The organism is Mucilaginibacter sp. GW821-FHT07G05 (genome assembly GCF_059418565.1).
Window position 1 is genome coordinate 18,440 of record NZ_JBWKQC010000011.1, and the last position, 26,571, is coordinate 45,010.

Annotated in this window: 25 protein-coding genes and 2 tRNA genes; 14 read left to right on the forward strand and 13 right to left on the reverse strand. The window is 43.9% G+C overall.

The window, feature by feature from the left end:
* Nucleotides 1-58 precede the first annotated feature (58 nt).
* Nucleotides 59-400 (reverse strand): hypothetical protein, encoded by a 342-nt coding sequence (locus AC07NA_RS22480; protein ID WP_345214090.1) that lies wholly within the window; start codon nucleotides 398-400, stop codon nucleotides 59-61.
* Between the two features lie 121 nt (nucleotides 401-521).
* Entirely contained in the window at nucleotides 522-953 is a 432-nt protein-coding gene (locus AC07NA_RS22485; protein WP_494899948.1) for a DUF1801 domain-containing protein, read from the reverse strand.
* 211 nt (nucleotides 954-1,164) lie between these two features.
* On the opposite strand from AC07NA_RS22485, the gene AC07NA_RS22490 reads away from it, so the two are divergent.
* Complete coding sequence (locus AC07NA_RS22490) at nucleotides 1,165-2,340, forward strand: GAF domain-containing sensor histidine kinase (protein ID WP_494899950.1); 1,176 nt, start codon at nucleotides 1,165-1,167, stop codon at nucleotides 2,338-2,340.
* A gap of 5 nt (nucleotides 2,341-2,345) precedes the next feature.
* On the opposite strand, the gene AC07NA_RS22495 is transcribed toward AC07NA_RS22490, so the two are convergent.
* The gene (locus tag AC07NA_RS22495) at nucleotides 2,346-3,041 is read right to left on the reverse strand and encodes a proline and serine-rich protein 1 family protein (RefSeq protein ID WP_494899952.1); all 696 of its coding nucleotides are present in this window, start codon (nucleotides 3,039-3,041) and stop codon (nucleotides 2,346-2,348) included.
* A gap of 210 nt (nucleotides 3,042-3,251) precedes the next feature.
* Nucleotides 3,252-4,064: a class I SAM-dependent methyltransferase gene (locus AC07NA_RS22500; protein ID WP_494899954.1), complete on the reverse strand. Its 813-nt coding sequence runs from the start codon at nucleotides 4,062-4,064 to the stop codon at nucleotides 3,252-3,254.
* Nucleotides 4,065-4,176: 112 nt separating this feature from the next.
* On the opposite strand from AC07NA_RS22500, the gene AC07NA_RS22505 reads away from it, so the two are divergent.
* The gene (locus AC07NA_RS22505) at nucleotides 4,177-5,061 is read left to right on the forward strand and encodes a helix-turn-helix domain-containing protein (protein WP_494899956.1); all 885 of its coding nucleotides are present in this window, start codon (nucleotides 4,177-4,179) and stop codon (nucleotides 5,059-5,061) included.
* Between the two features lie 72 nt (nucleotides 5,062-5,133).
* A tRNA-Arg gene (locus AC07NA_RS22510) sits at nucleotides 5,134-5,205 on the forward strand.
* Between the two features lie 195 nt (nucleotides 5,206-5,400).
* On the opposite strand, the gene AC07NA_RS22515 is transcribed toward AC07NA_RS22510, so the two are convergent.
* The 4 genes from AC07NA_RS22515 to AC07NA_RS22530 all read right to left on the reverse strand — a co-directional run bounded on the left by AC07NA_RS22515 (nucleotide 5,401) and on the right by AC07NA_RS22530 (nucleotide 9,678).
* A complete protein-coding gene (locus tag AC07NA_RS22515; protein ID WP_345214085.1) occupies nucleotides 5,401-6,333 on the reverse strand; it encodes a bestrophin family protein in 933 nt (310 codons plus the stop codon).
* 32 nt (nucleotides 6,334-6,365) lie between these two features.
* Nucleotides 6,366-6,875 (reverse strand): hypothetical protein, encoded by a 510-nt coding sequence (locus AC07NA_RS22520; RefSeq protein ID WP_494899961.1) that lies wholly within the window; start codon nucleotides 6,873-6,875, stop codon nucleotides 6,366-6,368.
* A 731-nt stretch (nucleotides 6,876-7,606) separates the two neighbouring features.
* Nucleotides 7,607-8,995, reverse strand: a complete 1,389-nt coding sequence (locus AC07NA_RS22525) for a HAMP domain-containing sensor histidine kinase (protein ID WP_494899968.1) — start codon at nucleotides 8,993-8,995, stop codon at nucleotides 7,607-7,609.
* Between the two features lie 2 nt (nucleotides 8,996-8,997).
* A complete protein-coding gene (locus AC07NA_RS22530; RefSeq protein WP_494899970.1) occupies nucleotides 8,998-9,678 on the reverse strand; it encodes a response regulator transcription factor in 681 nt (226 codons plus the stop codon).
* Between the two features lie 192 nt (nucleotides 9,679-9,870).
* Here AC07NA_RS22530 and AC07NA_RS22535 point away from each other — a divergent pair, with 192 nt between their 5' ends.
* Nucleotides 9,871-10,599, forward strand: coding sequence for a proteasome-type protease (locus tag AC07NA_RS22535; RefSeq protein ID WP_494899972.1), 729 nt, complete (start codon nucleotides 9,871-9,873; stop codon nucleotides 10,597-10,599).
* 21 nt (nucleotides 10,600-10,620) lie between these two features.
* Complete coding sequence (locus AC07NA_RS22540) at nucleotides 10,621-11,466, forward strand: transglutaminase-like domain-containing protein (RefSeq protein ID WP_345214406.1); 846 nt, start codon at nucleotides 10,621-10,623, stop codon at nucleotides 11,464-11,466.
* A gap of 264 nt (nucleotides 11,467-11,730) precedes the next feature.
* Here AC07NA_RS22540 and AC07NA_RS22545 read toward each other — a convergent pair whose 3' ends face one another.
* Nucleotides 11,731-12,108: a hypothetical protein gene (locus tag AC07NA_RS22545; RefSeq protein WP_494899974.1), complete on the reverse strand. Its 378-nt coding sequence runs from the start codon at nucleotides 12,106-12,108 to the stop codon at nucleotides 11,731-11,733.
* 92 nt (nucleotides 12,109-12,200) lie between these two features.
* On the opposite strand from AC07NA_RS22545, the gene AC07NA_RS22550 reads away from it, so the two are divergent.
* On the forward strand, nucleotides 12,201-12,707 hold the full coding sequence (locus AC07NA_RS22550; protein ID WP_494899976.1) for a TspO/MBR family protein: 507 nt from the start codon (nucleotides 12,201-12,203) through the stop codon (nucleotides 12,705-12,707).
* 101 nt (nucleotides 12,708-12,808) lie between these two features.
* A complete protein-coding gene (locus tag AC07NA_RS22555; RefSeq protein WP_345214403.1) occupies nucleotides 12,809-13,342 on the forward strand; it encodes a hypothetical protein in 534 nt (177 codons plus the stop codon).
* A 122-nt stretch (nucleotides 13,343-13,464) separates the two neighbouring features.
* Here AC07NA_RS22555 and tamL read toward each other — a convergent pair whose 3' ends face one another.
* Entirely contained in the window at nucleotides 13,465-15,831 is a 2,367-nt protein-coding gene (gene tamL / locus AC07NA_RS22560) for a translocation and assembly module lipoprotein TamL (protein ID WP_494899978.1), read from the reverse strand.
* Between tamL and AC07NA_RS22565 the strand changes: the two genes are divergently transcribed.
* The 3 genes from AC07NA_RS22565 to AC07NA_RS22575 all read left to right on the forward strand — a co-directional run bounded on the left by AC07NA_RS22565 (nucleotide 15,822) and on the right by AC07NA_RS22575 (nucleotide 16,899).
* Nucleotides 15,822-16,571 (forward strand): TrmH family RNA methyltransferase, encoded by a 750-nt coding sequence (locus AC07NA_RS22565; protein WP_494899980.1) that lies wholly within the window; start codon nucleotides 15,822-15,824, stop codon nucleotides 16,569-16,571. The two genes, tamL and AC07NA_RS22565, sit on opposite strands and share 10 nt — an antisense overlap.
* Before the next feature lie 49 nt (nucleotides 16,572-16,620).
* A tRNA-Cys gene (locus tag AC07NA_RS22570) sits at nucleotides 16,621-16,691 on the forward strand.
* A gap of 31 nt (nucleotides 16,692-16,722) precedes the next feature.
* Complete coding sequence (locus AC07NA_RS22575) at nucleotides 16,723-16,899, forward strand: spore protein (protein ID WP_345214400.1); 177 nt, start codon at nucleotides 16,723-16,725, stop codon at nucleotides 16,897-16,899.
* A 42-nt stretch (nucleotides 16,900-16,941) separates the two neighbouring features.
* Here AC07NA_RS22575 and AC07NA_RS22580 read toward each other — a convergent pair whose 3' ends face one another.
* Nucleotides 16,942-17,979, reverse strand: coding sequence for a quinone-dependent dihydroorotate dehydrogenase (locus AC07NA_RS22580; protein WP_345214399.1), 1,038 nt, complete (start codon nucleotides 17,977-17,979; stop codon nucleotides 16,942-16,944).
* Between the two features lie 129 nt (nucleotides 17,980-18,108).
* Between AC07NA_RS22580 and AC07NA_RS22585 the strand changes: the two genes are divergently transcribed.
* The 3 genes from AC07NA_RS22585 (at nucleotide 18,109) to AC07NA_RS22595 (ending at nucleotide 22,677) form a co-directional block, all read left to right on the forward strand.
* Nucleotides 18,109-18,870 (forward strand): SGNH/GDSL hydrolase family protein, encoded by a 762-nt coding sequence (locus AC07NA_RS22585; RefSeq protein WP_345214398.1) that lies wholly within the window; start codon nucleotides 18,109-18,111, stop codon nucleotides 18,868-18,870.
* A gap of 156 nt (nucleotides 18,871-19,026) precedes the next feature.
* Nucleotides 19,027-20,949 carry an ABC-F family ATP-binding cassette domain-containing protein gene (locus tag AC07NA_RS22590; protein WP_494899983.1) on the forward strand — a complete coding sequence of 641 codons (1,923 nt, stop codon included), beginning with the start codon at nucleotides 19,027-19,029 and terminating at the stop codon, nucleotides 20,947-20,949.
* Nucleotides 20,950-21,408: 459 nt separating this feature from the next.
* Nucleotides 21,409-22,677: a type IX secretion system plug protein gene (locus tag AC07NA_RS22595; protein ID WP_494899985.1), complete on the forward strand. Its 1,269-nt coding sequence runs from the start codon at nucleotides 21,409-21,411 to the stop codon at nucleotides 22,675-22,677.
* Between the two features lie 566 nt (nucleotides 22,678-23,243).
* On the opposite strand, the gene AC07NA_RS22600 is transcribed toward AC07NA_RS22595, so the two are convergent.
* The gene (locus AC07NA_RS22600; protein ID WP_494899987.1) at nucleotides 23,244-25,496 is read right to left on the reverse strand and encodes a S9 family peptidase; all 2,253 of its coding nucleotides are present in this window, start codon (nucleotides 25,494-25,496) and stop codon (nucleotides 23,244-23,246) included.
* A 132-nt stretch (nucleotides 25,497-25,628) separates the two neighbouring features.
* Here AC07NA_RS22600 and AC07NA_RS22605 point away from each other — a divergent pair, with 132 nt between their 5' ends.
* On the forward strand, nucleotides 25,629-26,153 hold the full coding sequence (locus AC07NA_RS22605) for an acyl-CoA thioesterase (RefSeq protein WP_494899989.1): 525 nt from the start codon (nucleotides 25,629-25,631) through the stop codon (nucleotides 26,151-26,153).
* On the opposite strand, the gene AC07NA_RS22610 is transcribed toward AC07NA_RS22605, so the two are convergent.
* On the reverse strand, nucleotides 26,154-26,558 hold the full coding sequence (locus AC07NA_RS22610; RefSeq protein ID WP_494899991.1) for an EVE domain-containing protein: 405 nt from the start codon (nucleotides 26,556-26,558) through the stop codon (nucleotides 26,154-26,156).
* Between the last annotated feature and the right edge of the window lie 13 nt (nucleotides 26,559-26,571).

Genomic DNA, 26,571 nt, shown 5'->3' on the forward strand with positions numbered 1-26,571 from the left:
AATACAAAAAGCGATCATTTAATTGATCGCTCTTTGTATTTTCAATTATGAATATTGCCTATTTATAGGCAGATACGTGAGTAGTTTTTATAGTTAATAAGAAGGTTTTACCTACGCTTATTTTAACGCTGCGATTTTCTAACAGTGCTTTGATGGCATCGTCAGATTTTAGTGCTTCAAAAAGGTCGCGTGCTACTGCCGATCCGCTGATGTTGTTGGTTACCTTACCGTTATCCATAGCCAGGCTAAAAGTATAGCCCGATTTCCCGCGGTCCCCGGCCGATTCAAAATCTGTAATATTGAGCTTAAAACTTTGATCTTCCACCAGGCTCTTTTTGAGGTGCAAACGAATTACCGGGAGGTATCGTTTCCAGGTAGTTAAATATTTTCTTTCTTCCATTGTGTGCTGTAAAGGTATAATTTAAAGCCGGGTAATTAGCAGACATGGCATTTTTTGATGATTCAATATTAAATTAGCGGTTTTAAGCGATCTTGAAATTTGATATTGGTCTGGTTTAAATTTACTTTTCACTGGTTACCGCAATGCCATATCGTATGGCTGCTTCAAGTACATCAAGGTTTATATCCTTTAAATTTTTAAACTTAATGCAATAGCCGGTCACACTCGCCTTGCCTAATTCTTTTCCATAGGTTTGGGCTAAGTAGGTCTTATCCTCAATACCAAGTATATAAATAGAAATACCCGTTGTGTTTGCACTCATACCAATTTGATAAAATTCCTGGCTTTTTCCATTGGCATATTTTATGGTGTAAATTCCATATCCAATACTGGAGTTACTAACCGTTTTGTTTTCGCTGTTCTTTCCGTCCTCAAACCATAGTTTACCTTCCGGCAATACTTTAATTATCAGCTGATGCAGCGTTTCCATGTCACCGCGCTTTGGCTCGGGCTGGCCGGAGATGTAGTCTTTGATTTGTTCCTGAATGTCCATTGAGATAGAAATGTTAGGTGTCTTGATTGTCCGATTTGCCTTACCTTATTTTCAGTATCGGAAAATGATTAAAGTAGCTAAACAAAACCGCTGAAATAATACTTATTAATTTATTAAATTAGTTATAATAACATTGTATAATTACTTTAAATTTAACAGGTTGTAGCTATGGCCTGTAAATTTAGTAAGATATTCTTTTAAACTATTGAGAGTGAGCAATAACAAGGTTGACATACAGGCAGATATTGAAAAAATTGCCCGTATAGATGCGGTATCAAACATACTTGATGTAGTATGCCTTACCACCGGGATGGGCTTTGCTGCTGTGGCACGCGTTACCGAAACACAATGGGTAGCCTGTGCCGTACGCGACGATATACAATTCGGACTAAAGCCCGGTGGAGAGCTGAAGCTTGAAACCACCATCTGTAATGAGATACGTGAAAGCCAAAAGGTAGTAGTGATAGACCACGTAGCTAAAGACCCGTTTTTCGCAACACACCACACACCGGCCATGTATGGCTTTCAAAGCTATATATCAATTCCCATCACGCTAAAAACGGGTGAGTTTTTTGGTACCCTCTGCGCTATCGACCCAAGACCTAATGAGCTGAACAATACCAAAACGCTGGGCATGTTCCAGCTATTTGCTGATCTGATCGCTTTTCATATCCATTCGGCCGAGCAATTGGCATTGTCTGAAAGCAACCTGCACGAAGAGCGCCAGACAGCCGAACTGCGCGAACAGTTCATTTCCATATTGGGGCACGACCTGGGCAATCCGCTGGGCGCGGTATCCAGCAGCGCACAGGTGTTGCAGCGCATGCCTTTAACTCCCGATGCTGCCAATTTTGTGCGTATTATAAAAAACGCGTCATTCCGGATGAAAGGACTGATAGATAACATACTTGATTTTGCCCGCGGCCGTATGGGGGATGGTATAACCCTGCAAAGCAAAATTTGCGACCTGCAGCCTATATTAACCCAAGTAATTGAAGAGCTCCATGTAATGTGGCCTGATCGTACTATCGAAACCGAATTTGAACTCCGGGAATCATTTAATTGCGATGGCAGGCGTATAGCCCAGCTCTTCTCAAACCTGCTGAACAACGCTCTTACTCACGGTCAAAAAGATACGCCAATCAAAATAAATGCCGATACAAACAACGGCGTTTTTACCCTATCGGTAACCAACGCCGGGCAGCCAATACCGGAAGCCGCCATGGCAAGATTATTCAACCCCTTCTCACGCGGCGAAGTAAAACCCGGCCAACAAGGCCTTGGCCTGGGCTTATACATAGCATCCGAAATTGCCAAAGCGCACAATGGCTCACTCAATGTGGTTTCTACCGAGGAAGAAACTAAGTTTACGCTGCGGTTGGGGTAACAATTCTATTTTTTCAGCACCAGGTCATCTATTTCGCGTTTACCGCTTTCAAAAGTGAAGGTATCGCGCACCTGGTAAAAGTTGCGGGCATCGCTCACGTAATTGTAAGCAAATACCGCGCTTTCAAGGCGTTTATCATCAAAAGTGAACATCTTAAGCAAGTCGGTTAATTGCCCGGTTGATATCTGGCTGTTTTTTAAACCCACCTTTAATACCTTCAGTTTACCTGAATCGAAGGCTTCGGCTTTTATGGTATTATAGAGGTAAGCGTACTCACGTTGTTCCATACCATTAACCCGCACAGGTCCGCGGCCATTACCACCTTCTTCGGGCCGAAATAATACATTATTCCAGTTATCAAGATTATATTTTCCGCGCACAATAATATCCAGTTCTTCGGTAACTTTTAAACCGGTGGCGACACTGTAACCGGCTATGAGGCGGGTATTGGGTTTTATGCTCACATAGTCTTTATACAGCACCCGGTTGCCCTGCGATATGGTAAGCAAATTACGCCCCGGCTGCACCTCGAAAAAACGAAAGCGTTGCAAACGCGAACCAATAAACTGATCATCAAGTTTGATGGTATAATTGCCATTCTCACGGATGGCTATAAATACTTCGGCAGGAGGGTTAAAAGATTGCGCCCTTGCGCTGATCACTAATAGTAATAATGACAGGGTATAGAATATTCGTTTCATTGCGATACAAGGTTAATTGTTTTATAGCTGTATGACCCTGCTTGTAAGCATTTCGTTTAATGGTTACGCACATTTATTGTAGGAAACTAAGCTAAGTAGCAGATAATGAGTTTTAAATATGCTTAATTTAAAAACCCCACCCGGTATCGCGGGCAGGGTATTTAGTTTGATGGTTAAAGAAACTGTTTTGAGTTTGTATTTTAGGGTACATTATACCGTAACATCAACCAATAAGTAAGTGGCGGTTATTGAAGTTGTATTTGCATCTGTACCGCTGTTTTGCGCGGTAAATAAGTTCTCCAGCTCTTGCTGTAAATCTGCTGCCTTACCATTGGCGTTTGCGGCTTCAAAGGCATTCATGGTTGGCCCATAATACAGTTTAAACAGGTTTACAAACTCCGCAGGCGTACAGGTCGCATTAAAAGTGAAGGGTTCTTTGCTGAATTTTATGTTTGCAGCTGCAATACCCGCATCGGTAAATCGCTTAATCACTTCATCTTCCACTCCCCAAAGCATCGGACTAACAAACCCCTCGGGTGGCGGCGGCGTATAAGCCGAACTGATCTTAAGGATCTGCGCTACCAGGGTAGGATCGCCCGGAATCCAGTTGCCCATAATAATTTTGCCTCCCGGTTTGGTTACCCTTACCATTTCTTTAGCGGTTTCATAGGGCCTTGGCGCGAACATCGCTCCAAAAATACTGATCACCAGGTCAAACGAGCTATTATCAAGTCCTTGCAAGTTGCTTGCATCACCCTCCTGAAAAGTACAATTGTGCAGGCCGGCCGCTTGCGCACGTGCATTACCCGCGGCAACAAGGTTGCCCGCTATATCCACCCCTAAAACATCTGCCCCCAGTTGAGCTGCCGGTATGGCGGTGGTGCCGTCGCCGCAACCCAAATCGAGTATACGTGTATTTTTTGTGATTCCCAGTTTTGCTACCAGCGCTTCGCCGCTGCCGCGCATTGTTTCGGCGATCTTCGTAAAATCGCCTTTTTCCCATAGTGCTTTATTCGCGTTCATGTAATTTAATTTTTATCAAAAATACAGACAGTCAACTTCTTATCTTTATCTTAGAAGCCCAAAATAGTGTCTTTAAAGGTCAGGCGAATTAACCTTAAGTTTTGCACAAGCGATGATCAATTTTTACGAAAGCGTATTGCAGCATCCTAACTATTACAGGCAGTTTAGTTGTAACGACACCCTTATTACTGCCTTTAATTGCCCTTTAGAGGCAAGGTTGATGAAAACACGGTTTGCCGGACTTTGGAGCCAGTACAATTATCTTTTTTACGCGGTAGATGGCAGAAAGATCTGGCATACGGCTGATGGTGTTTACGATATTCAAAAGGGAAGCTGCATATTCATCAGGAAGGGTGCTTTCGTACTGGAACAATTGATGGATGTTGGTTTTTGCGTAGTGTTGTTTTTTATACCTGACGATTTTATATGCCATATGCTAAGCGCCAAACTGGGCAAACTCCAACAAAAAGGTAACGCTCACAAGCAGGTAATATCGCTGGAAACCAGCGATACTTTGGCGGCTTTCTTTTTATCTATGTCATCGTATTTCAGCCAGTCGAAAGAGCCCGATCAATCTTTGCTGGAACTCAAATTCAGGGAGCTTATCCTTACCATTGCCGATGATGCCCGCAATGTTGAGCTGCTTTCTTATTTCTGCTCGTTATTGCAAGAACCCCGCCCAATGGCTTTACAAAGGGTGATGAACGATAATTTTCGTTATAACCTAAAATTAGAACAGTTCGCAACGCTGAGCAACCGTAGCCTTTCTGCCTTTAAAAGAGATTTTCAAAGCGCGTTTCAAACCACGCCGGGAAAATGGCTGCTGGAGAAACGACTGCTACATGCTAAAAATCTACTGCTAAATACTGATAAAACCATCAGCGAAGTGGCTTATGAAAGCGGCTTTGAAACCCCATCGCATTTTAGCCGGGCCTTTAAGCAAATGTTTCAAACAAACCCTTCAGTCAGCAGGCAAAAGCACCGGAATATAAAATAAGAGTTAGCGAGCCAACGAATCTTCAAAATCAAATTCACAATAAATAGATGATTTATCTATATTTGCGCGCTTGTTCCCGTAGTTCAATGGATAGAATGTCAGATTCCGGTTCTGATGATGGGGGTTCGAATCCCTTCGGGAACACTTAAATTTCTTTATTACTAAAAAGGGCTCTTCACCATTAGCCCCCGGTAACACAGGCAAAACACACAATTCTTCGACACAAAAAAAAGCGGGCAGCCGCAAGGCTACCCACTCTCTCACAAACAGGTTTTGTTTACCAAACCTAATAACAACAATCACAGGAGGATTATACTATAAACTAAGTCCCCACCTCATTTAAAGAATATAAAACACATTGGCCTGCGCATTACCACTATGCACCGGCGCGTGCTTATCCTCGCTGTGATTATCGTTTAACATCTGTTTCAAATCGCGTTCAATAGTTTGCGATATTGCCGTTGTAGGCGTATCGGTAGGTTTATTTTCAAATGGATCCTGTAAGTGGATGGCCATTTTTTCAACCAGCATAAACGCGGCTGCAATAGCAACAATTAACGGCACCTCAAACATCCCGAAGTATTCTATCAGTCCGAAAGGCATCAGCGCGATGAACAAGTACAACGAAAAATGTATATACAAGCTATAAGTTACCGGAAATACGGTATTCTTGATCCGCTCGCATTTACCCATAGAATCGCACAAACGGGTAAGGGTGCGGTCAAGCTCTACCTGCTGGTATTCGTTGATCCAGCCGTTGGTATAAGCCAGGCGTATATCCATACCATGCAGTTTAAGCAGGCTGTTAGGCATATTGCTGAAACGCTTGGTGTATTCTATTTCTTCATCAAGCAAAAACTCGGTGCTGCGCCCATACGCGTTTTGGTTACGTAACGAGTCGCTAAGGCTGTAACACCAGGCTATCTGCCGCCTTACAAAGCGTTTTTTAAACGATTCTACCTCTTCGCTAAAGCCATTATTATCTAAAAACGTAGTGAGCTGACGTGTAAGCGAGCGCGAATCGTTCACGATAGAACCCCAGATTCCCCGGGCCTCCCACCACCTGTCATACGCCTGGTTTGACCGGAAAGCCAGCAACAACGATATAATGGTAGCCAGTATAGCCGGTACCGCGATAGGTATTGAAATACGCATGTGCGGAAAATATTGGTGTACCAATGCTATGCTAACCGCAAATACGCTCACTAATATCAATTCGTACTTTATTTTTTCTACCACATATTTAATGGGTATGTTTTGCTTTAGTAACATAGTTTTAAGTTTTAAAGTGTATAAAACCGGTTTTAAACTTCCTGTTCTTCCAGCTCCGCTTGTACGGTGGCCGGTGTTTCGGCAATAGTTTGCGGAGCCATGTTCACCTCGGTTAATGGCAGGTTTATTACGCTCAGGCCACAACGGCTTATCAGCGTAGCCGGGTCGAAGCTGTTTTTAGCCAGTTTTGCAATGGTATAACCTTGCAGGTTAACAATGGCGTCAATTTCGTGTGCTTCGATGAAGTGCTTAAACAGCGTAACCGTGTTGCCGTAGAAAAACTCTACCCTGATATTGCTGATATTTTCGCTGTAAAAAGCTGTTATTTCAAGGCATTTATCATTAAACTCTTCGCTCACGTACTGGTACTCGCGGCTGCGGCGTGAAAGCATCAGCAGATCAGTTATAGAATCGGACAAGCTAAAGAAGTGCATCAACACGATATCGAATTTATCGTTAGGTTGATTTAATACTAACGAATGGATAACATCCAAAGATTCCATCCTGAAATCTGTAGGGATTATGATCTTTTTTACTTGCATGGTATTAAATTTTATTGTTCAACTTTGATACTACAAGTATCCGCACAGCGCATTAGAATGATTTAAGAGCGAGATTAGAGAATGATTAGAATTGAAAATAATTTGTATTTGGGGGAATTGAGGGCTTTTACTGCTTGTGTAGTGCGGCGCTGTCGCGAGTTTAGCATAGCGTAACTCGTGACCCACATGGCGTAAGCTTTCAGCTTACGTGAAAGAAAGGGCTTGTATGTTTGCGGCGGGACGCCGCGGGGTAGCTGACACTTGGCTGGAGCCAAACGACTCTGGGGGGCAGAACGCATTAGAGCAACTCACCCGATCTTCGCTTCGCTGGATCACCCTCTCTACTTCGTAAAGAGGGATTTAAAATTCTAATTTTTAATTTATTTGCGTCCTCTTTTCTCTTGCGAAATAGAGGACCATTCAGCAAAGCGCATTCAGAAGTTATTCATAACTATGCAAAAGCACTACCCTAACATAACCTAAAAAATGCGGCATCGTAAGGAACGGGGAGCACTATCCTTGCCACAGCACAACCCAACATAGTTCCTTGCGCAGCCGCGACTTTTCTTTTTTGGTACTTTTTTCTTTTGGGAGAAAAGAAAAAAGTACTTCCACTAACGTTCAATAAAGCAGAACCGTTCCTAACGAAGAACTAACTAAGTAAGCTGAAAGCTTACACCATGCTGTGTCACGAGTTACGCTATGCTAAACTCGCGACAGCAAAATTTCGTCTATTTAACAACACTAACCTCATCATCGTCAGCAACAACCGGCAGCATGATCCTGATCTCGGTACCCTCGTCTACTTTTGATAATATGGCGATACTTCCCCTGTGCAGGCGGATGATGTTTAAGGCCAGCGGCAGGCCTACCCCATGCCCTTCGTATTCGCCGGTGTTTGATGCCCTGAAGAAAGGCTCAAAAATATGCTGAACCTCTTCCTGCGGAATACCGATGCCTTCATCCTTTACACTAAAAATGATATTCCCTTTTTCGGGGATCAGCTTTAGTACCACGGGTTTATTGTCGGAGTATTTGCAGGCGTTAAGCGCGATGTTGCTTAAAGCCAGCTTAAGCAGGTTAATATTACCGCGGGTTTTAAGCAGGTCGTTATTTTCGGGCAATGCTGATAGGTCTATCGCCAGTTTATTGGCCGGGTTAATGTAATCTACCGCTTCCTTTATCAGCCAGATCAGTTCATCGGCACGTATATCTTCCCAGTTTTGTTTTTTACCATCGAAACCTGTTTGTGCCAAACCGAGCAAACTGGTCAATATATCCTGCAAACTTTGGGTAGCGGCCCATATTTCGTTGTACGTTTTATAATGATCGGCTCCCGGCTCATCCCGGTTTTTGAGTGCGATTTCAACCTCGCCCTTAATTATGGCCAACGGGGTACGCAGCTCGTGCGAGGCGTTGCTAACAAAGTTATTCTGCGTTTCAAAGGCCGTTTCCAGCCTGTTCAGCATATCGTTAAAGGTTTGGGTAAGCTCGGCTATCTCGTCCTCCCCTTTTCTATCTTCCAGCCTTAAATGCAGGTTACTGGCTGTTATAGATTTCACCCTTTTAATAATACTGCGTACCGGTTTCAACATTTGGTACGAGAATATTTTACCAATGGCATAAATTACCACAATAGCTATAAAAAAGCCCGTTATCAATATCCTTTGCAGATTTTCCAGTTCTTTTAATCCATACGGATCTCGGGCCGAAACTACCACAATGATCTGCGCATTGCCGGTCCCGAACCGCCGGCCGGCATACAGCGTGTTCTCTTTCTTAAAACGGGCGGCGCTATTCCGCAGAATATTCCTCACCAGTTTAGGAGGCAGATCCTGCGCTTCGCCCTTAGCATTAATATTTTTGGTTTTGATGATGTACTCATGCTCAGATGGCAGCACCTCCAGGTAACGACGGCGCACCTCGCGGTACACATCTACACTATCGTTATTGTTTGAACTATATATTTGCGCGGCAAGGTTAACGCGGGCTTCCAGTCGCTTATAAAAATCTTCAAAGGCAAACTCGTGGGCAAAATAAAATATAGCCCCCATCAGCAATACCACAATGGATACGGCCGAGCCTAAAAACAGCAGGGTTACCTTTCTTTGTATCTTCATGTTCAGGCAGCTTCGCTGCGTAATATATAGCCCATACCTACCACGGTATGTATCAGTTTGAGATCAAAATCGCGGTCTACCTTTTTACGCAGGTAGTTTACATATACATCAACCACGTTGGTGCCCATGTTAAAATCTATATTCCACACGTTCTCTAATATTTCAATTCGCGACAGCATGCGGTTACGGTTCTTTACCAAAAACTCCAGCAAGCGGTATTCGGTAGCGGTAAGTTCAATCGTTTTATCGCCGCGTTTAACAGCCTTTGAACTGGTGTTGATCTCCAGATCGGCCACACGCAGGGTATTTGACTCCTGGTAACCGGATTTACGCCGCGTAAGCGTGCGTATGCGGGCGTTCAGCTCATCCAAACTAAAGGGCTTCACCATATAATCATCGGCCCCGCTATCTAAACCTACCACAATATTTTCGGTAGTGCCCAGCGCGGTAAGTATCAGTATTGATGCCGACTGGTTGGCATTACGCAGGTTTTTACATACTTCAAGGCCATTCATACCGGGCAGCATAATATCCAGAATGATCAGGTCAAAATCGGCTTTTATGGCCATGCCCAGCCCAGTTATGCCATCCAGCGCTACGCTGATCTCGTGCCCCTCCGCGGTAAGATCGCGCTTTATTATGGATACCAATTTTGGCTCGTCTTCTACTAATAATATCTTCATCAATAATGCCGGTGGCTGTTTAAAGTAATGTAAGCTTAAAAACTAAACTACAAAAAAGTTTTAATTTCAATAAAACCATGCGTTTTGACAAAGTTACAAGGCTTTGCTTCTTTTTTACTTTTTAAAACCTATATGTGTTAATTTAAGTATTTTGTGCCCTATTTATTTTTACACTATTGCTCCGTTTACATCATGACATATTGTTTAGGCATTAAAGTAAAAGAAGGGTTGGTTGCCATTGCCGATACACGCATTACATCGGGTACCGATACCACCATTAAAAAGAAGATAACGATAGAACAAAAAGATCATTTTTCGCTTTTTATCATGACGAGCGGCTTACGATCTGTACGTGATAAGGCCATCGTTTATTTTACAGAGCTGCTGGAAACCAAGGAGTATAATAAGCTTTATAAAGCGGTAAATGCCTTTGGCGAACAGGTAAAGCGCGCGGCCGAAGAGGACAGGGTATCGCTTGAAAAGGCGGGTTTCAGGTTTGACCTTAATACCATAATAGGTGGCCAGCTGAAGGATGATGACGAGCACAAACTGTTCTTGCTGTATCCCGAAGGTAACTGGGTGGAACTGGGGCAAGGCGCGCCTTACGTGGTGATAGGTAATTCGGGCCATGGCAAGGCTATCATGAACCGTATTTTGAACGAGGATACCAGCATGCGCATTGCCCTTAAAACCGGCTTCCTGTCGTTTGATTCTACAAGGGTGAGTTCAAATAATGTTGACTTCCCTATTGATGTGATATTGTATAAGAAGGATAGTTTTGAAATAATAGAGCAACGTTACGAGAAAAAGGATCTTGAAAATATATCAACCGAATGGGCCGAGCAATTGAAGAACGCGCTCGACAATATATCGGAAGACTGGATGGACGCGGCATTTAACAAACTGCCGCAAAATGTATAATTAAAATAGTATATTAACAGTATGAAATTTGATGTATTAGCGGATATGGAGTATACGGCCCAATCACAGGGAACGCTGATACTATGCATACATGCCTTACGAACACCTAACCAAACAGTTATCAACGAAACCTTTACGGTTGAGCCCTACATAAAGGCCGAAGAACTGGTATCGGCAAATGGCGAAAACCGCTTGGTACGCCTTGAAGTGACCGAACCCGGTGAGCTAAAGCTGCAATACCGTGCCACCATTGATAATTGCTACAAACTGATAGATATGAGCGCGGCCGAAGAAGTGCCTATTCATAAGTTATCGCCGGATATATTGCCGTACCTTAACCCGAGCAGGTATTGCCAGTCGGACAAGCTGTTTCGACTGGCGCATAATATGTTTGGGTATATTGAAAGTCCGTTTGAAAAGGTAACCACTCTGGTAAACTGGATCTATAACAATGTGCAGTACCTCAGCGGCTCCACCAATTCGGAAACCTCCGCCTACGATACCGTTACCGAGCAGGCCGGCGTATGCCGGGATTTCGCTCATTTAGGTATTGCCCTGTGCCGTGCCTTAACCATACCTGCACGTTATTTTACCGGCTATGCTTACAAACTGGTACCGGCCGATTTCCATGCCTGTTTTGAGGCCTACATTGGCGGTGAGTGGATACTATTTGATGCCACCAAGCTGGCCCCACTTAATAGTCTTATAAAAATAGCTACCGGCCGCGATGCCGCCGACGCTGCTATAGCCAACATATTCGGCGATTTCATTTTTAACTCCATGCGGGTAAGCTGCGAGCTCGCCGATGATAATTACAAACCCTATTATTACACCCCTCGCAAGCAGGAAGGCTTATCGTATATTTAAGGGTTTTACCTTGATCTGTCATGCTGAGGAACGAAGCATCTGTTATGGATTATTCCTCTGTATAATGTGTTAAAAGCTGTCATTCTGAGCATAGCGAAGAATCTTCTTCTCTTTACAAACTGCCGACAGATGCTTCGTTCCTCAGCATGACAGTTAATGAGTAATACGAGCTCTCTCAGTATTGTCATTTTTAGCGTCCCTGGCTGTTCCATGTTGCTGTTCGAAATATCCTAACTTCGAACAGCGATTGTATGGTAATACCCTTTACTTTACCTCTTCTTTCACTTCATCAGGCACAAAATTCAATTCGGTATCTTGTTCAAAGGCAACGTAGGCACGTTTCCAGGGGTCGTCGCCAAGCATGCGCCAGCGGTGGGCGGTTCCGGTGGTATCGAGAGCTATCAGTATTTCACCGGGGCGTACAATAAATTTTTCGCCGGGGCGGGTTTCAAATTCTAAGGTACCGGTAAGGGTAATTACATATTGTTCAACAGGAGCATTATGCCAGCTGTAGTTTGAATGCGGTGCTGTTTCCTGAAAGCGAATAGAAGCCGCGTTATGCAACATACCTTCGGCAATGCTGCCTTCTATAACATGCGAATGGCCATCATGGCCGGTATACAATTTATAAGCTTTTATCATTAATTTAAATTGAGTTCAGTTTGGCTAAGGTAATCATTACCTTTAAAACCTAAATAATACTACAATCGGCATATAGTCATTTTAACAGATCCATGAGTACTACTACCCCACAATCCTCGCGCGAAATTGAAATTGGCCCGCTGCTGATCAGCATAGCCATACCACTGGTTCTCGGCGTTTTTATCGGCTTTGTATTTACCCGTCCCGAGATACCGGGTTGGTATGCCAGCATTAACAAACCATCGTTTACGCCGCCATCTTGGGTTTTCGGGCCGGTTTGGAGCATCATATATATATTGATAGGTACGGCAGCTTATTTAGTTTGGCAACGGCGAGATGATAGCCTGCAATTTATCAACACCCGCATGGTTTATGTGATACAATTGTTGTTCAACTTTTCGTGGTCGTACATCTTTTTCAAGATGCACCTCATTTTAGGTGGACTCATCATCATCGTGATTCTATTGTTCAGCATACTGCTAACCATCAGCATGTTTTACAAATACAACAAAACTGCAGGCAGGTTATTGATACCTTATTTGGTGTGGGTTAGCTTTGCTACGGCTTTAAACCTGGGTGTATTTTTATTGAACAAATAGTTTTTCGCGGCAGCACGTGTGCCTTATTTGAGTTTTAGTGCTTTGCTGCCTTGGCGGTTAAAAAACTCTATCTATCTTTAGTAAAAATTGTACATTTAAAAATGAGAAAGTTTTTACTCCTCCTTTGCCTATATATCACATACAGCTTTACGGCATCAGCCGATACCATCGCTATTGATCATTTTGTAATAAAAGAAAACCCTTTTGCTAAAGATGAAGTGGCCATTATAGCCACCGATACCGCGGGCAACATCCGCGAAAATGTAAGCGGCATATTCACCTTTACGGTTAACGGTTTTCAGGAAGCGTTAAGCTTTGATAAGGGCACGGCTTTTTACAGGCATAAAATTGATAAATCGATGTTTTTGTACAGTAAGCACGAAAACGATAACGGTACACACTCTATACTCTACTACGTTTACAAACACGATAGCAAGTTAAGCCCATGGCACATCAGCTGGATGTTGTTGTTAGCCATTCCCTGCGCGCTGATATTGCTGGCTTACATGTTCAAGCGCTTTATCATTATAGCGGTGATCATTTTTGTGATCTTCTTTTACTTTAACCACCACAACGGCCTCAGTATACCTACCTTTTTCGAAAGTATTATTGATGGTTTGAAGGGGATGTTTTAGGGGGAAGTCCGGAAGTTGGAAAGACGGGAAGTCCGAAAGTTGTGTGTGTGTGTGTGTGTGGCGATTCCCACTCACTCACTCACTCACTCACTCACTCACTCACTCAACAACTCACTCATTAATTAGAACGGTAGGCCTACACCAAAGTTGAGCTGCATAAAATTGTAGCTTTCCTGGCTATTGTTGGCTTTATACGATTCTTTAAACGAGCCCGACCTGAATAGTTCGCCTCCGTGTTTCAACAGTACCCATTGGTCTGACCCGGTAAACTGGGGATCTTTAAATTTGAAGGCCACGTCGAAACGGAAAACAAAAAAGGTAAGATCGAACCTTAGCCCTGTACCTATACCTATACCTGTTGATGACCACAAGTTACCCAGCTTAAATTCGCCATTAGGGCTTTCATCTTTTTTGCCCAGACGCCAAACGTTACCGAAATCCATAAATACGGCGCCTTTAAGTTTCGAGCCAAAGAAGTTATCAGCAAGGCGGTAGCGGTACTCGGCATTACCAATTATTTTGATCTCACCAAACTGATCAATATACTTTAAGCTGGCACGCGCGGTATCGGCATCGGGCCCTACACCATAGCTGGCACGGTTAAACTGCCCCGGTCCGAGGGTACGCGGTAACCAGGCACGCATATCATTAGCGCCACCCGCATAAAAATTCTTTTCAAATATGAGCTGATTACTGTTACCATAAGGCACACCAATACCCGGGTTAATACGGAATACAAACTGATTTTCGCCGCCTGTATTACGATATATACGCAAATCTATCTCCGTTTTGGCATACTGGGCAAACTCATAGCCAAACAAGGTACGCTTGCCTGTACTGTCGCGCTTGGTGTTAAACGCTTTACTCAATGCCGAGAAAGTATTGCCGCCTACATCCACGCTTCCCCTAAAGTAAATAAAATCGTTATACGAGTTAAGTTTATTGGCATTCAGTTGATACGTATACTGGCTCCCCGAAGTAAAAATAGTGCGACCAATCAAGTACACATAAGAATACCTGTTTTGCTTAAGCAGTTGCAGGCGCGCATCTTCATCTATACGCCCGCGTGAAAACTCAATAGATATAGGGGTAATGGTATGTCTTTTATCTGGTGTTTCAAAAAAATCGTAGGTGATAGAGTTAATAAAGCTCTCCCGTGTTACGAGGCCCTTTTGGTAAAACAACTGGTAGTTACTGGCAAAGGTGGTGTGCGGCACACCGTATTTACCCAATATAGGAAAGTGAAACGGGGTAATAATACGCGGATAACTCAAGCTCACACCCACCTTAAAATCCTGATTCTCTATATTACCCCTGTTTATAGTATTGGTACCGTTATCAAAAAGGATACTCCAGTTAACCTTAATTTGCAATATAGCAGCGCTCTTAAACATATTGCGGTTAGTAAAAGTATTACCCACGTTATAACCATAACGACCCTGATTAAACAGGAACTCGCCCTCAATACGGTTACTCATGCGTTTCAGCGGCGTTATATCAATTCTGGTATCCAGCCGGTAACTACTATCGGCCAGTTTGGTATAGGTGGGGTTGGGTACATTTCTGAATACGTTAAGCTCCGAAAGGCGGGCCGTAGTCAACGCCTGGTTATCTACATTGTAAATTTGCCCTTTCTTTTGAAAAATATAATCAGTTACCGAACGGGGTTTGAATTTTTTAGAAAAATCAACAAACCTGAATTGCGAATCAACCTGGATAGTATCCGCTTTACCGGCGATACGGCTGCTACTGCGGCTAATGATTATAAGGGTGTTATTTATTTTATAAATAGGATGCTCTATTCTTCCGGCCGGGTTATCTATTACCACCTCCACATCAACTGCGCTCTTGTTAAAGGTTGAATCGTAATTGTAGTTGATGTACTGGCGGTAAAAATCGAAGTATCCGTTACGCTTCATTACCGTGTACAGTTCGTCGCGGTCATAGGCAAGGCTGTCGGTATCAAAGCGGCTTCCCGGTCTAACATGGGCCCTGTCGCGATGGTATTGATCGTACAAAGCTTTCACACGCTTATCCTTTATACTATCGGTAAAGCCCCGTATCTTAAATAGCGGCCCTTGCGTAGCGGTAAATATCAGTTCGGCTTTTTTCTTTTTAATGTGTACGCTATCAACAACGGTAGCTTTCAAATAGCCTTTGTTACGCAAAAACTTTTCTATTTGCAGGCGAGAATATTCCACCAAATTACTATCTAACAAGGCCGGCGGTTCGCCAATATTACGTTTACCGTTTTTACTGAAAAGGTAATAAAATTGCAGGTTAAGCCAGTTATTGGGTTGTTGTTCTTTATCAACATATTTAGGAGCAAGTTCTGAAAATTCTTTATCAACACCCTTAATAGTAATTTTGCGTACAAGGGCCTGATTGTCTTTCAACTTGCGCGTAATGCTGCATCCCGAAGCTATTATGAGCAAAAGAATACTTAATATTGTAAGGCGGAAATTAGCAGTGGTTATATATGCTTTCAAAATCTCAAATCAATTTATTAAAGTCCTTACAACAAAAAAAGTTTCGCCGTGAGCATGGTTTTTTTTTAGTGGAGGGCCACAAATCCATAAATGAGTTCGCTAATTCGCCCTACCAGATCGATACCGTGTACCAAACGTACTCGTCTGACCCAAAGTTGCTGAATTTATCGCAGAAAATAAATTTTCAGCAAATTTCACTCAACGACCTGGAAAAGATAAGCGGCCTGAAAACCCCGCAGGATGCCGTTGCGCTGGTAAAAATACCCGAATGGCCCGGTTTAAATTACGATACACTCAAAAAAAAGTTTTCGTTGGTGCTTGATGGCGTGCAGGACCCCGGCAATATGGGCACTATTATACGCACTGCCGACTGGTTTGGCATTTACAATGTTATTTGCTCGGAAGATACGGTAGATGTATATAACCCTAAAGTGGTGCAGGCCACCATGGGCTCGCTATCGAGGGTTAATGTACACTATACTGATATTGAAAAGCTTATACCAAAAATAGCCTTACCCGTTTATGGCGCCCTGCTTAACGGCCGCAATATTTACAGTACCGATTTTGGCAGCGAGGGCCTACTGGTAATGGGCAACGAGGGCAATGGTATACGCCCGGCAATGGAGCGCTTAATCAGCAAAGCCATCACCATACCCAGGCTTGGCGAGGCCGAATCTTTGAACGTAGCGATAGCCACGGCCATATTTTGTTCAGAAATAAAAAGAAATACATTTAAATAAAAGTTGGCAGTGCTAAAAAATAATCACTACTTTTGCATTCCTTAAAAATGGTCGGGTGGCCGAGTGGCTAGGCAGAGGTCTGCAAAACCTTTTACAGCGGTTCGAATCCGCTCCCGACCTCAAGGTTTAAAAAACATTAAAATAAAGCATCATGGGCGTTACTCGTTTAAAAAGAAAAGATAGAAGAAATAAAACTTTCTCTCGTTTAGAAGTACAATTTTTGAAACTGGCTACTAACATACAACCAGGCAGCCGTTCAGCTGAATCAAAAACCAGCCAGTTAGCTAAAAATAACGAAGTTTTAGCAAAACTTGCTGCTGCAAACTAATTCTCTTTTCTACAAAAGAATCTTAAAAAGATCCTGTTAGCCCTATGCCGACAGGATCTTTTTGTTTATACGCTTTATTAGTCCCGGGCCTTCGTAAATAAAACCGGTATAAAGCTGCACCAGCGAAGCGCCGGCCTGTATCTTCTCCAATGCATCCTCTTCGGAATGTATACCTCCCACCCCAATAATAGGGAAAGACGCGTTTGATTTGGTATGCAGATAACTGATCACCTCTGTTGAACGATTGGTTAACGGCTTACCGCTTAACCCACCAGTTTCCTCTTTATGCGGCGATGTTAAGCCATCCCTGCTGATGGTTGTATTGGTAGCGATAACACCAGCAATACCCGTTTCCTGTACAATCTCTACAATATCGTTCAGTTGGTCATCTGTCAAATCGGGTGCTATTTTGAGCAGTATAGGGCGGCTGATGCCGTTTTTGGAATTGCGTTGTTGCAGCGTATTCAATATATGCATCAGCGGTTCTTTCTCCTGCAATGCACGTAGTCCGGGAGTATTGGGCGAGCTTACGTTCACCACAAAATAATCAACCACGTCAAATAAACGGTCGAAGCATTTTATGTAATCACTCACGGCATCTTCATTAGGCGTAACCTTATTTTTGCCGATGTTGCCGCCAATGATTATTCCTTTTTGATGAGCGGGCTGATTTTTGCGGTAAGCAGCAATGCGCTCGGCCACCACATCAACACCCATATTATTAAAACCCATCCGGTTAATCAGCGCGCTATCTGCCGGCAGGCGAAACATGCGTGGCTTTGGGTTGCCGGGCTGAGGTAATGGGGTAACAGTACCCACCTCTATAAAGCCGAAACCGAGATTGGCCATTTCGCCTATCACCTCGCCATTTTTATCAAAACCTGCTGCCAAACCTACCGGGTTAATAAATTTTAAACCAAACACGGTACGCTCTAAAAGCGGCTGTTTATAATCCCATATTGAACGGCTAAGTGCCGCGCCGCCGGGAAATTTATTAAACCGTTTTAGGTTTCTTGTAACAAAGTAGTGAATGTTTTCGGGGTCGAACTTAAAAAGCAGTGGTTTTAACAGACTATACATGCTGCAAAGTTATCTTTTTTATAAAGAATTTGTAATTTGCTACGCTAATGTTTAATAACGACCGCGGTAATTACGCGGCAGGGCATTTTGAATCGTCACAAACCAACATCAATAAAACCAAACAAACCAATGGATCTGAAAGCTACCAGGCGAACTTTTATTAAAACCGCCGCCACCGGCTCTGTAGCCGCTATAGGCCTGCCATCAATTGTTAACGCTGCTTTCGCGGGCGAAAACTTTAAAAAAACAGGGTTAAAAAAAGATGACATCCTGCTTTTTCAGGGAGACTCTATTACCGACTGGGGCCGCGACCGCAGTAAAACTGCCGCTAACGACGCGCAGGGACTGGGTACCGGTTATGCTTACTTAACCTCTGCCGAATTGCTGAAAAGCAACCCGGATAAAAACCTACAGATTTTTAACAAAGGCGTAAGCGGCAACAAGGTTTACGAACTCATCAATCGCTGGAACGACGATTGCATCAACCTTAAACCTACCGTATTAAGCATTATGATAGGTGTGAATGATTTTTGGCATACCGTAAGTTTTGGCTACAAAGGCACATTGGAAGTTTATAAAACCGACTATAAAAAACTGCTCGACCAAACGCAAAAAGCTTTGCCGGGCATCAGGTTGGTTATCGGCGAACCATTCGCTGTAAAAGGTGTAAAAGCGGTTGACGATAAATGGTACCCAACCTTTAACAGCTACCGCGAAACCGCCCGTGAAATAGCCAACGAATACGGCGCGACATTTATTCCCTACCAAAGCGTGTTCGACAAGGCCCAGGAAAGCGCCCCCGGCAGCTACTGGACATCTGATGGCGTACACCCCAGCATTGCAGGCGCAAGCCTCATGAGCCACGCATGGCTTAAAGCAGTGGGAGCTTAATTTTTAGGTGAAAGGAGAAAGGTTAAAGCGGAAAGGTTTTTTTAGGTTCGGGGTTTCAGGTTCGAGGTTCCGGCTTTAACCATTCTCCTTTTACCTTTCAGCTTTAACCTTTCGGCTTTCTCCTTTCAGCTTTAAAAACCGTATCTTTGCGGCCAAATGATCTCTATAAATAATCTTACGTTCGAGATAGGTGCAAGGGCGTTATACGATGAAGCTAACTGGCATATAAAACCGGGCGAAAAAATTGGACTTATCGGCGCTAACGGAACCGGTAAAACCACCCTTTTAAAAATGATTGTAGGCGAATACAAACCTACATCGGGCAGTATATCAATGGCTAAGGACCTTACGTTGGGCTACCTTAACCAGGATCTGCTATCTTACGCATCCGAAAAAAATATTCTGCATGTGGCCATGGAAGCTTTTGAGCGCCAAAACCAACTGCATACCGAAATAGAAAACCTGCTTAAAAAGCTGGAAACCGAGTACACCGAAGAACTATTGCACAAGCTTAGCGATAAGCAAAGCGAGTTTGAGGCGCTCGATGGTTATAGCATTGAATACAAAGCACACGAAATTTTAGCCGGTTTAGGTTTCAGCGAAGCCGATACACATCGCCAGTTAAGCACCTTTTCGGGTGGATGGCGCATGCGGGTTATGCTGGCCAAAATATTGTTACAGGCACCGGATATTCTACTGCTGGATGAGCCTACCAACCACCTGGACTTACCATCCATTCAATGGCTTGAGGATTACCTGAAGGCATTTGACGGCGCGGTGATCATCGTATCGCACGATAGGTGGTTTTTGGATAAGGTGATTAACCGTACGGTTGAGTCGCGCAAGGGCAAGCTTACCGTTTACGCGGGCAACTACTCTTTCTACCTCGAAGAAAAAGCGTTACGTGAAGAGATACAACGCGGCGAGTTCAAAAATCAGCAATCAAAAATACGCCAGGAAGAACGCCTGATCGAACGTTTCCGTGCCAAGGCTTCGAAAGCGAAGATGGCGCAGTCACGCATTAAAATGCTTGATAAAATGGAGCGTGTTGACGATGTGGATGATGATAATCCAAGCGTTAACTTTACCTTCCGTTTCTCCAAGCAATCGGGCAGGCATGTGGTTACCTTGGAACACATCACCAAAAAATACCCGGCTATTGACATTTTAAACGATGCCGAAGCCATTATTGAAAAAGGCGATAAAATAGCATTGATAGGTGCTAACGGCCGTGGTAAATCAACCCTGCTACGTATTGTAGCCGGGGCTGATACCGATTATACCGGTAAATGCGAAACCGGACACAATGTTAGCCAAACCTTCTTTGCGCAGCACCAGCTGGAATCGCTACATCTTGAAAACGAGATCCTCCGCGAGCTGCAATCATTCGCCCCAAGGCATACCGAAACGGAGCTGCGTTCTATATTAGGTTCGTTTTTATTCACCGGTGATGATGTGTTTAAGAAGATCAAGGTACTGTCGGGTGGCGAAAAATCGCGCGTGGCGCTGGCTAAGGCCTTAACCGCCGATGCGAACTTTTTAGTACTGGATGAGCCTACCAACCACTTGGATATACAATCGGTAAACATATTGATACAGGCCATACAACAGTTTGAAGGTACTGTTATAGTGGTATCACACGACAGGTATTTCCTGGATAACGTGGCCAACAAAATATGGTTCATCGAAGATCAGAAGATCAAGATTTACCCGGGTACTTACGCCGAGTACGAGGTTTGGAACGCTAAACGCAAAATTGAGCAAAAAGCCGCCCCTGTCGCACCGCAACCTAAAAAAGAAGAAAAAAAACCTGAACCTGTTAAGCAGCCGCACAGCGAAAACAAAACACAGCAACTAAAAAAGCTTAACCAGGACTTAGCCAAAATGGAACAGCAAATTGCCGAGCTTGAAAAAGCGGCTACCGAGCTGGAAACCAAAATGGCGGACGATAAAATATACACAGATGCTGCGAAGCTGAAAGAAACCAACATGGCCTATCAGCAAAAACAAAATGAGGTAAAGGCCCTAAAACAAAAATGGGAAACCCTCGCCGAGCAAATACTGGAACTGGAATCGTAAGAGGATTACATGTATTAAAAAAGACACAAATACATAAGTGCGTATTCACAAAGGACTCACAATAGCTGTTATAGCTCTTAATGCGTTGATAATTGTAGGCGCAGGACATGGCGTCGGCCCGTTGATACTTTTTGAATTTTTTGCGTTATTAAAACCCTCCAGTTTTTATAACGGCTCCTTGTTTAATACAGATTATGAAAGTTCAATAGTTGTTACTGCTGCTCTTTCGTTATTAGGTCAGACATGTATGTTTCTTTCACTTTTTAACGTACCCAAAAACTTTAATATTACAGGGACAATATTATGCGTTACAGGTTTTTTATATCTAACGCATAATATTGTTAATGGCGACTCATTATCTATGTTTAGCTTCTGTACAGGCATACCTTTTTTAATTTTGGCTATCATGAACATTTACATGTACTTTAGTAAAGTTTATAATTCTGCCAATTAAAATAAATGAAGATCATTCTTAACAAAATATCGTTATGCTGGATAGTATTTTTGTTAAACAGTGCCTTTGCCTTTGCCCAACCTTACGATAATATCGACTACCAACACGAAATAAAAAGCATCGAATGTTATAAAGAGGGGAAACAAGGCTCACTCCCGATGATCAACCTTGGTAGCGACGAAAAGATTGTGATTGGCTTTGATGACCTAAGCGCCCAAACGCGCAATTTTTATTATACCCTCGAACATTGCGATGCCAACTGGAACTCATCAAACCTATCCCCTGCCGAATACCTGCAAAGCTTTACTGAAGACAGGATACTGAACTACAAATATTCATCGGGCACTTATCGTAAATATATCCATTACGAAGTATCCTTCCCCAACAGTAATATTATACCCAAGTACGCGGGCAATTATATTTTAAAGGTATACGAGGATGGCGATCAGAAGAATATCATCTTCACCCGCCGTATATATGTGCTCAATACCCGCATTAATATTGGCGCTACCATTGTACCGTCAAACAACGTTGTTACCCGGCAAACTAATCAGAAGCTGAATTTCCAGGTTGATTATGGCACGCTCCGGGTACAAAACCCGGGTACGGATATCCGCGTATTTGTGATGCAGAATGCCCGCAGCGAGATCGGCATTATAAATATGAAGCCAACTTACATCCGTGGTTCGCAATTGATATACAATGATGTAAACATAAACGATATGCCCGGCCGTAACGAGTTCCGCTACTTTGATATGCGTAGCCTGAAAGCCGGGGCGCCGCACATTGCGCACATTACCCGCGATACCGCCAATGTGGTTGAACTGCTTCGCGATGAAAACCGGGCCAATGCCAATTACAGTTTCCAATACGATAATAACGGCAACTTTTACATACTGAACCAGGATGGTACCGATGCCCGTATAGATGCCGATTACGCGCACGTATCCTTCAACCTCAATGCCAATAAAACGGCGGCAGAGGGATCGGTATATGTAGTAGGCCGGTTCAATAACTATAAGCTTACCGAAAGCAACAAACTGAATTACGATGCCGCCAGCGGCCGTTTTTTCACCACGCTGTTCCTCAAACAGGGTGTGTATGATTACGAATACATTTGGGTTGATCGTAATAATAAAGCCGACGACGTACCTTTAGAGGGCAGCCATTACGAAACAGAGAATGATTACCAGTTATTGGTTTACTATCGTCCGCCGGGCGCGAGATGGGAAGAGTTGGCTGGGTTTCAGCAAGTGAATACGGGGAAGAAGTAGAAGCATGCTTTTGGTAGTGCCTTGTTAGGAATGGTAGTGCTATTATCATCGTTAGTGGATGTTCTTTTTTCTTTTCCTCTCAAAAGAAAAAAAGAACCAAAAAAGAAAAGTCGCGGCTGCGCAAGGAACTATTAAAGTTTCTGCTTTGGCAGGGATAGTGCTACCCGTTCCTTACGATGCCGCATTTTTTCGGTTATGTTAGGGTAGTACTTTTGTTTGAAACAAAAAAAGCAACAGTCGCTACGGCTCCGGCCGAGTGACGGCTATCCCGCGGCATCCCGCCGCTGTACAATAGATGCGTATTTAATAAGTACACTTTTTACCACATGCACAGGTTACGAGGCAGAACGATGTTGGCAATAGCGCAATGTCCTGCCCGTTTTCGCCCGAAGCTGTTTGCTGATGGGAAAAGAGATGACATTTTCTAAAGCCCTCTCCCATGGAGAGGGTTGGGTGAGGCAAAAAAACACGTCATTGCAAGGAACGAAGCAATGTTTAGCTACACAGGCCAAGCGGCTCTGTATAGCTAAACATTGCTTCGCTCCTCGCATCAACGCGAAATGATTTTACTTACTGCTATTCAAATTAGGCAAATCGCTTTTACCTTTCAGGTACCTTTCGAGGTACTGAAAATTAATTTTGGATAATAGTATATAGCTTTGGAAACTGTATGCCGCGCCGTGTGCTCCTTTCGGGAAGATGCGCAGGTCGGCATCTTTACCGGCATCGGTTAGGGCGGTGAGCAGTTGCATGGTGTTGGCCGGGTGCACGTTGTCATCGCTCATGGAATGTACCAGCAGCAAATGATCTTTCAGGTTGGCGGCGTGGGTCATGTCGGCGCTGTTTTTATAGCCTTCGGCATTGTCGCCTACCAGGCCCATGTAGCGCTCGGTGTACACGTCGTCGTACAAACGCCAGTCGGTAACGGGCGAATTGGCTATACCCACCTTAAACACGCCCGGATGGGTTAGCAAGGTATACGTAGTGCTGTAGCCGCCATAGCTGGTACCCATAATGGCCAGTTTAGCGGTATCTACATAAGGTAACGAGCCTAAGTATTTCGCTGTCTCCACAAAATCATGGCTTTCCCATTTACCCAGTTGTTTGTAAACCACCTTCATAAACTTGCTGCCATAGTTGGCAATACCACGGTTGTTTACATCAACCACAATATAGCCGTTTTGGGCAAGCCACTGCTGCCAGCCATTGCCCGAAAAGCGGTTGAATACACCATGCGATTCCGGACCGCCGTAAACGGTCATCACCACAGGGTATTTCTTGGCCGGGTCGAAGTTGAAGGGTTTTATAACGTAGCCATCCAGGTTTACGCCGTCGCTTGTTTTAAATTTGAACAGTTCGGGTGCCGAATAATCATGCCCTTTAAGGTATTCGTTAACTTCTTTGTTATCCTCTAACAGCTTAATGGTTTTGCCTTTATCATCATTAAGGGCAATGTGCAGCGGGGTGCTCAGGTTGCTGTATTCATCAAGGTAATACTTGGTATTGGGCGACATATCCACATCATGGAAACCTGCCAGTTGCGACAGCCTTGTTTTCTTACTGCCATCAAACTTTATCGAATAAAACTGCTGCTCCAAAGGTGAAGCCTCTGCCGACAGGTAGTATACCGTTTTGGTTTCGGGGTTAATGCCGCGTACCTTCAGCATGTCCCAATTGCCTTTGGTCACCTGGTTAAGCAGTTTGCCATCGTAACCGTAACGGTAAATGTGGTAATAGCCGCTGCGATCGCTCACCCAAAAAAACTCTTTCGATTTTTTAGGGAAATAGATCATATCGTTTACGTTGGTGTAAAAATTAAATATGGCCACCCAGGTATTGTTCTTCTCTTCAAGCACTACGCGGTGCGCGCCTGTTTTAACGTTGAAAAAGTACAGTTTCATGTGGTTTTGCGCCCGGTTGAGGGTCATCAGCGCCAGCTCGTCGGGGTTGTTTGTCCAGTAGATACGGGGGATATAGAAATCACCGGTTTCATCAGGCGTAAGCCAAACTTTTTTTCCTGTTGTGGCATCAACCACACCAATTTTTACCGATGGGTTGGCATCGCCCACCTGTGGTAAAGAAATGTTGATATTATCGGGATGCAGACCTTCGTAATTGGTCATCTGAAAATCGGGCACCTTATGCTCGTCGAACTGCCAAAAAGCAATATACTTGCTATCCGGCGACCAGTTCCAGGCTTGTGCCTGTCCAAACTCTTCTTCATATACCCAATCGTAATGGCCGTTAAAAATGCCGTGTTCGTCGGTTGAATCGTTGGTTAACTGTAGTTCTTTCGCGGTAGCAAAATCGTATACAAACATATTGCCTTTACGCTCAATACCTACTTTAGCGCCATCGGGCGAAAGCTCTGCCGAACGCGCATTCTTAGCTGCTTCTTTCAACTGCTTGGTTTCAATATCGTACAGGTAATAGTCGAAAACGCCCGAGCGGCGATAGATGGGCTTAAAATTGCTCTGGAAAACGATGTGTTTGGAATCTTTCGACCATTGGAACGATTGATACGCGAAATCGGTACCGGTACCCGGTGTTTTGAGGCCTTTACTGGTAAATACCAACTCGTCGGCAAGGGTTTTAGGGTTGAGCGAGCGGATATCGCCATTGCTGATGAACGAGTATTTTTCGCCATCGTTGATCCAGTTTACGCTTTGCGGGCCCGACTTGCCGCGCAATTTACCGGCCGACATGAGCGCATCGGCAATATTGCTGTATTGCTGTTTGCTTTGTGCAGAAAGGTTGAAAGGCAACAGGCAGTATATAGCCGCAGCGCCTATCAAACCCCTTACGGAATGATTTTTCATTTTTTGCTTTATAAGATCAGTTATTTTAACGGCTAAAGCTAACAGATTTAAGCTAACCCAACAATAGCCGGGGCGGCTATGCAAACATAAAGCCGCTTAAAGCGTATATTTACACACAATATTAACCTCCGTATGAAACAAAAAACGCCAAAAGATTCCCTTACGATAATGAATGAGCTGGTATTACCCAATGATACCAATCCGTTACATAACCTGATGGGCGGGCGTTTGCTGCACTGGATGGATATTGCCGCCGCCATTGCCGCGCAAAAGCACAGCAACCGGGTGGTGGTTACCGCCTCTGTTGATAATGTATCTTTTCAGAAACCGGTAAAACTGGGCGACGTGATCAGCATTGAGGCCAAGGTTACCCGTGCCTTTAATACCTCTATGGAAGTTAAGCTGGACGTATGGGGACAAAACATCCCATCGGGTACCAGTGTAAAATGCAATGAGGCCTATTATACTTTTGTGGCTTTGGATGAAGACGGCAACACCGTACCCGTGCCCGAGCTTGTCCCCGAAACTAAGCTGGAAAAAGCTCTTTTTGATGGCGCGCTTCGCCGCAGGCAGCTACGCCTGATACTGGGCGGCAAAATGAAACCGCATGACGCTACCGAACTAAAGGCGCTGTTTATGCCCGATATTGTAGGCTGATCAGTTACCTAACTCCAGTATCCTGTCGAACTCTTCGCGTTTTAATGCCATTACCGAAAGGCGGCCCTGCCTTACCAGGCCTACGTCTTTCAGTTGCTCGTCGGCTTTTATTTGTTCGAGGGTTACAGGTTTTTTGAGGCTTTCAACAGGCGAAAGATCAACCACTACCCAGTTGGTATCGTCGGTAGTTGGATCCTGGTAGGCTTCGCGAACCACTTTGGCTATACCCACAACGGCTTTACCCTCATTACTGTGATAAAAAAGCACTAAATCGCCCTCTTTCATTTCGCGCAGGTTGTTGCGTGCCTGGTAATTGCGCACCCCATCCCAAAACGTACGACCGTCCTCGTTAAATTTATCCCAGCTATATTTAAATGGTTCTGATTTTACTAACCAATGATTCATGTTTGTTTGTGTT

Excerpts from the sequence above, each read along its gene's own strand:
- AC07NA_RS22545 (WP_494899974.1), bottom strand. The coding sequence starts at position 12,108 with ATGATAAAAGCTTATAAATTGTATACCGGCCATGATGGCCATTCGCAT.
- AC07NA_RS22550 (WP_494899976.1), top strand. The coding sequence starts at position 12,201 with ATGAGTACTACTACCCCACAATCCTCGCGCGAAATTGAAATTGGCCCG.
- AC07NA_RS22495 (WP_494899952.1), bottom strand. The coding sequence starts at position 3,041 with ATGAAACGAATATTCTATACCCTGTCATTATTACTATTAGTGATCAGC.
- AC07NA_RS22610 (WP_494899991.1), bottom strand. The coding sequence starts at position 26,558 with ATGAATCATTGGTTAGTAAAATCAGAACCATTTAAATATAGCTGGGAT.
- AC07NA_RS22580 (WP_345214399.1), bottom strand. The coding sequence starts at position 17,979 with ATGTATAGTCTGTTAAAACCACTGCTTTTTAAGTTCGACCCCGAAAAC.
- AC07NA_RS22530 (WP_494899970.1), bottom strand. The coding sequence starts at position 9,678 with ATGAAGATATTATTAGTAGAAGACGAGCCAAAATTGGTATCCATAATA.
- AC07NA_RS22515 (WP_345214085.1), bottom strand. The coding sequence starts at position 6,333 with ATGTTACTAAAGCAAAACATACCCATTAAATATGTGGTAGAAAAAATA.
- AC07NA_RS22575 (WP_345214400.1), top strand. The coding sequence starts at position 16,723 with ATGGGCGTTACTCGTTTAAAAAGAAAAGATAGAAGAAATAAAACTTTC.
- AC07NA_RS22565 (WP_494899980.1), top strand. The coding sequence starts at position 15,822 with ATGCTTTCAAAATCTCAAATCAATTTATTAAAGTCCTTACAACAAAAA.
- AC07NA_RS22605 (WP_494899989.1), top strand. The coding sequence starts at position 25,629 with ATGAAACAAAAAACGCCAAAAGATTCCCTTACGATAATGAATGAGCTG.
- AC07NA_RS22480 (WP_345214090.1), bottom strand. The coding sequence starts at position 400 with ATGGAAGAAAGAAAATATTTAACTACCTGGAAACGATACCTCCCGGTA.
- AC07NA_RS22600 (WP_494899987.1), bottom strand. The coding sequence starts at position 25,496 with ATGAAAAATCATTCCGTAAGGGGTTTGATAGGCGCTGCGGCTATATAC.
- AC07NA_RS22500 (WP_494899954.1), bottom strand. The coding sequence starts at position 4,064 with ATGAACGCGAATAAAGCACTATGGGAAAAAGGCGATTTTACGAAGATC.
- AC07NA_RS22485 (WP_494899948.1), bottom strand. The coding sequence starts at position 953 with ATGGACATTCAGGAACAAATCAAAGACTACATCTCCGGCCAGCCCGAG.
- AC07NA_RS22525 (WP_494899968.1), bottom strand. The coding sequence starts at position 8,995 with ATGAAGATACAAAGAAAGGTAACCCTGCTGTTTTTAGGCTCGGCCGTA.
- AC07NA_RS22540 (WP_345214406.1), top strand. The coding sequence starts at position 10,621 with ATGAAATTTGATGTATTAGCGGATATGGAGTATACGGCCCAATCACAG.
- AC07NA_RS22520 (WP_494899961.1), bottom strand. The coding sequence starts at position 6,875 with ATGCAAGTAAAAAAGATCATAATCCCTACAGATTTCAGGATGGAATCT.
- AC07NA_RS22555 (WP_345214403.1), top strand. The coding sequence starts at position 12,809 with ATGAGAAAGTTTTTACTCCTCCTTTGCCTATATATCACATACAGCTTT.
- AC07NA_RS22505 (WP_494899956.1), top strand. The coding sequence starts at position 4,177 with ATGATCAATTTTTACGAAAGCGTATTGCAGCATCCTAACTATTACAGG.
- AC07NA_RS22585 (WP_345214398.1), top strand. The coding sequence starts at position 18,109 with ATGGATCTGAAAGCTACCAGGCGAACTTTTATTAAAACCGCCGCCACC.
- AC07NA_RS22595 (WP_494899985.1), top strand. The coding sequence starts at position 21,409 with ATGAAGATCATTCTTAACAAAATATCGTTATGCTGGATAGTATTTTTG.
- AC07NA_RS22590 (WP_494899983.1), top strand. The coding sequence starts at position 19,027 with ATGATCTCTATAAATAATCTTACGTTCGAGATAGGTGCAAGGGCGTTA.
- AC07NA_RS22535 (WP_494899972.1), top strand. The coding sequence starts at position 9,871 with ATGACATATTGTTTAGGCATTAAAGTAAAAGAAGGGTTGGTTGCCATT.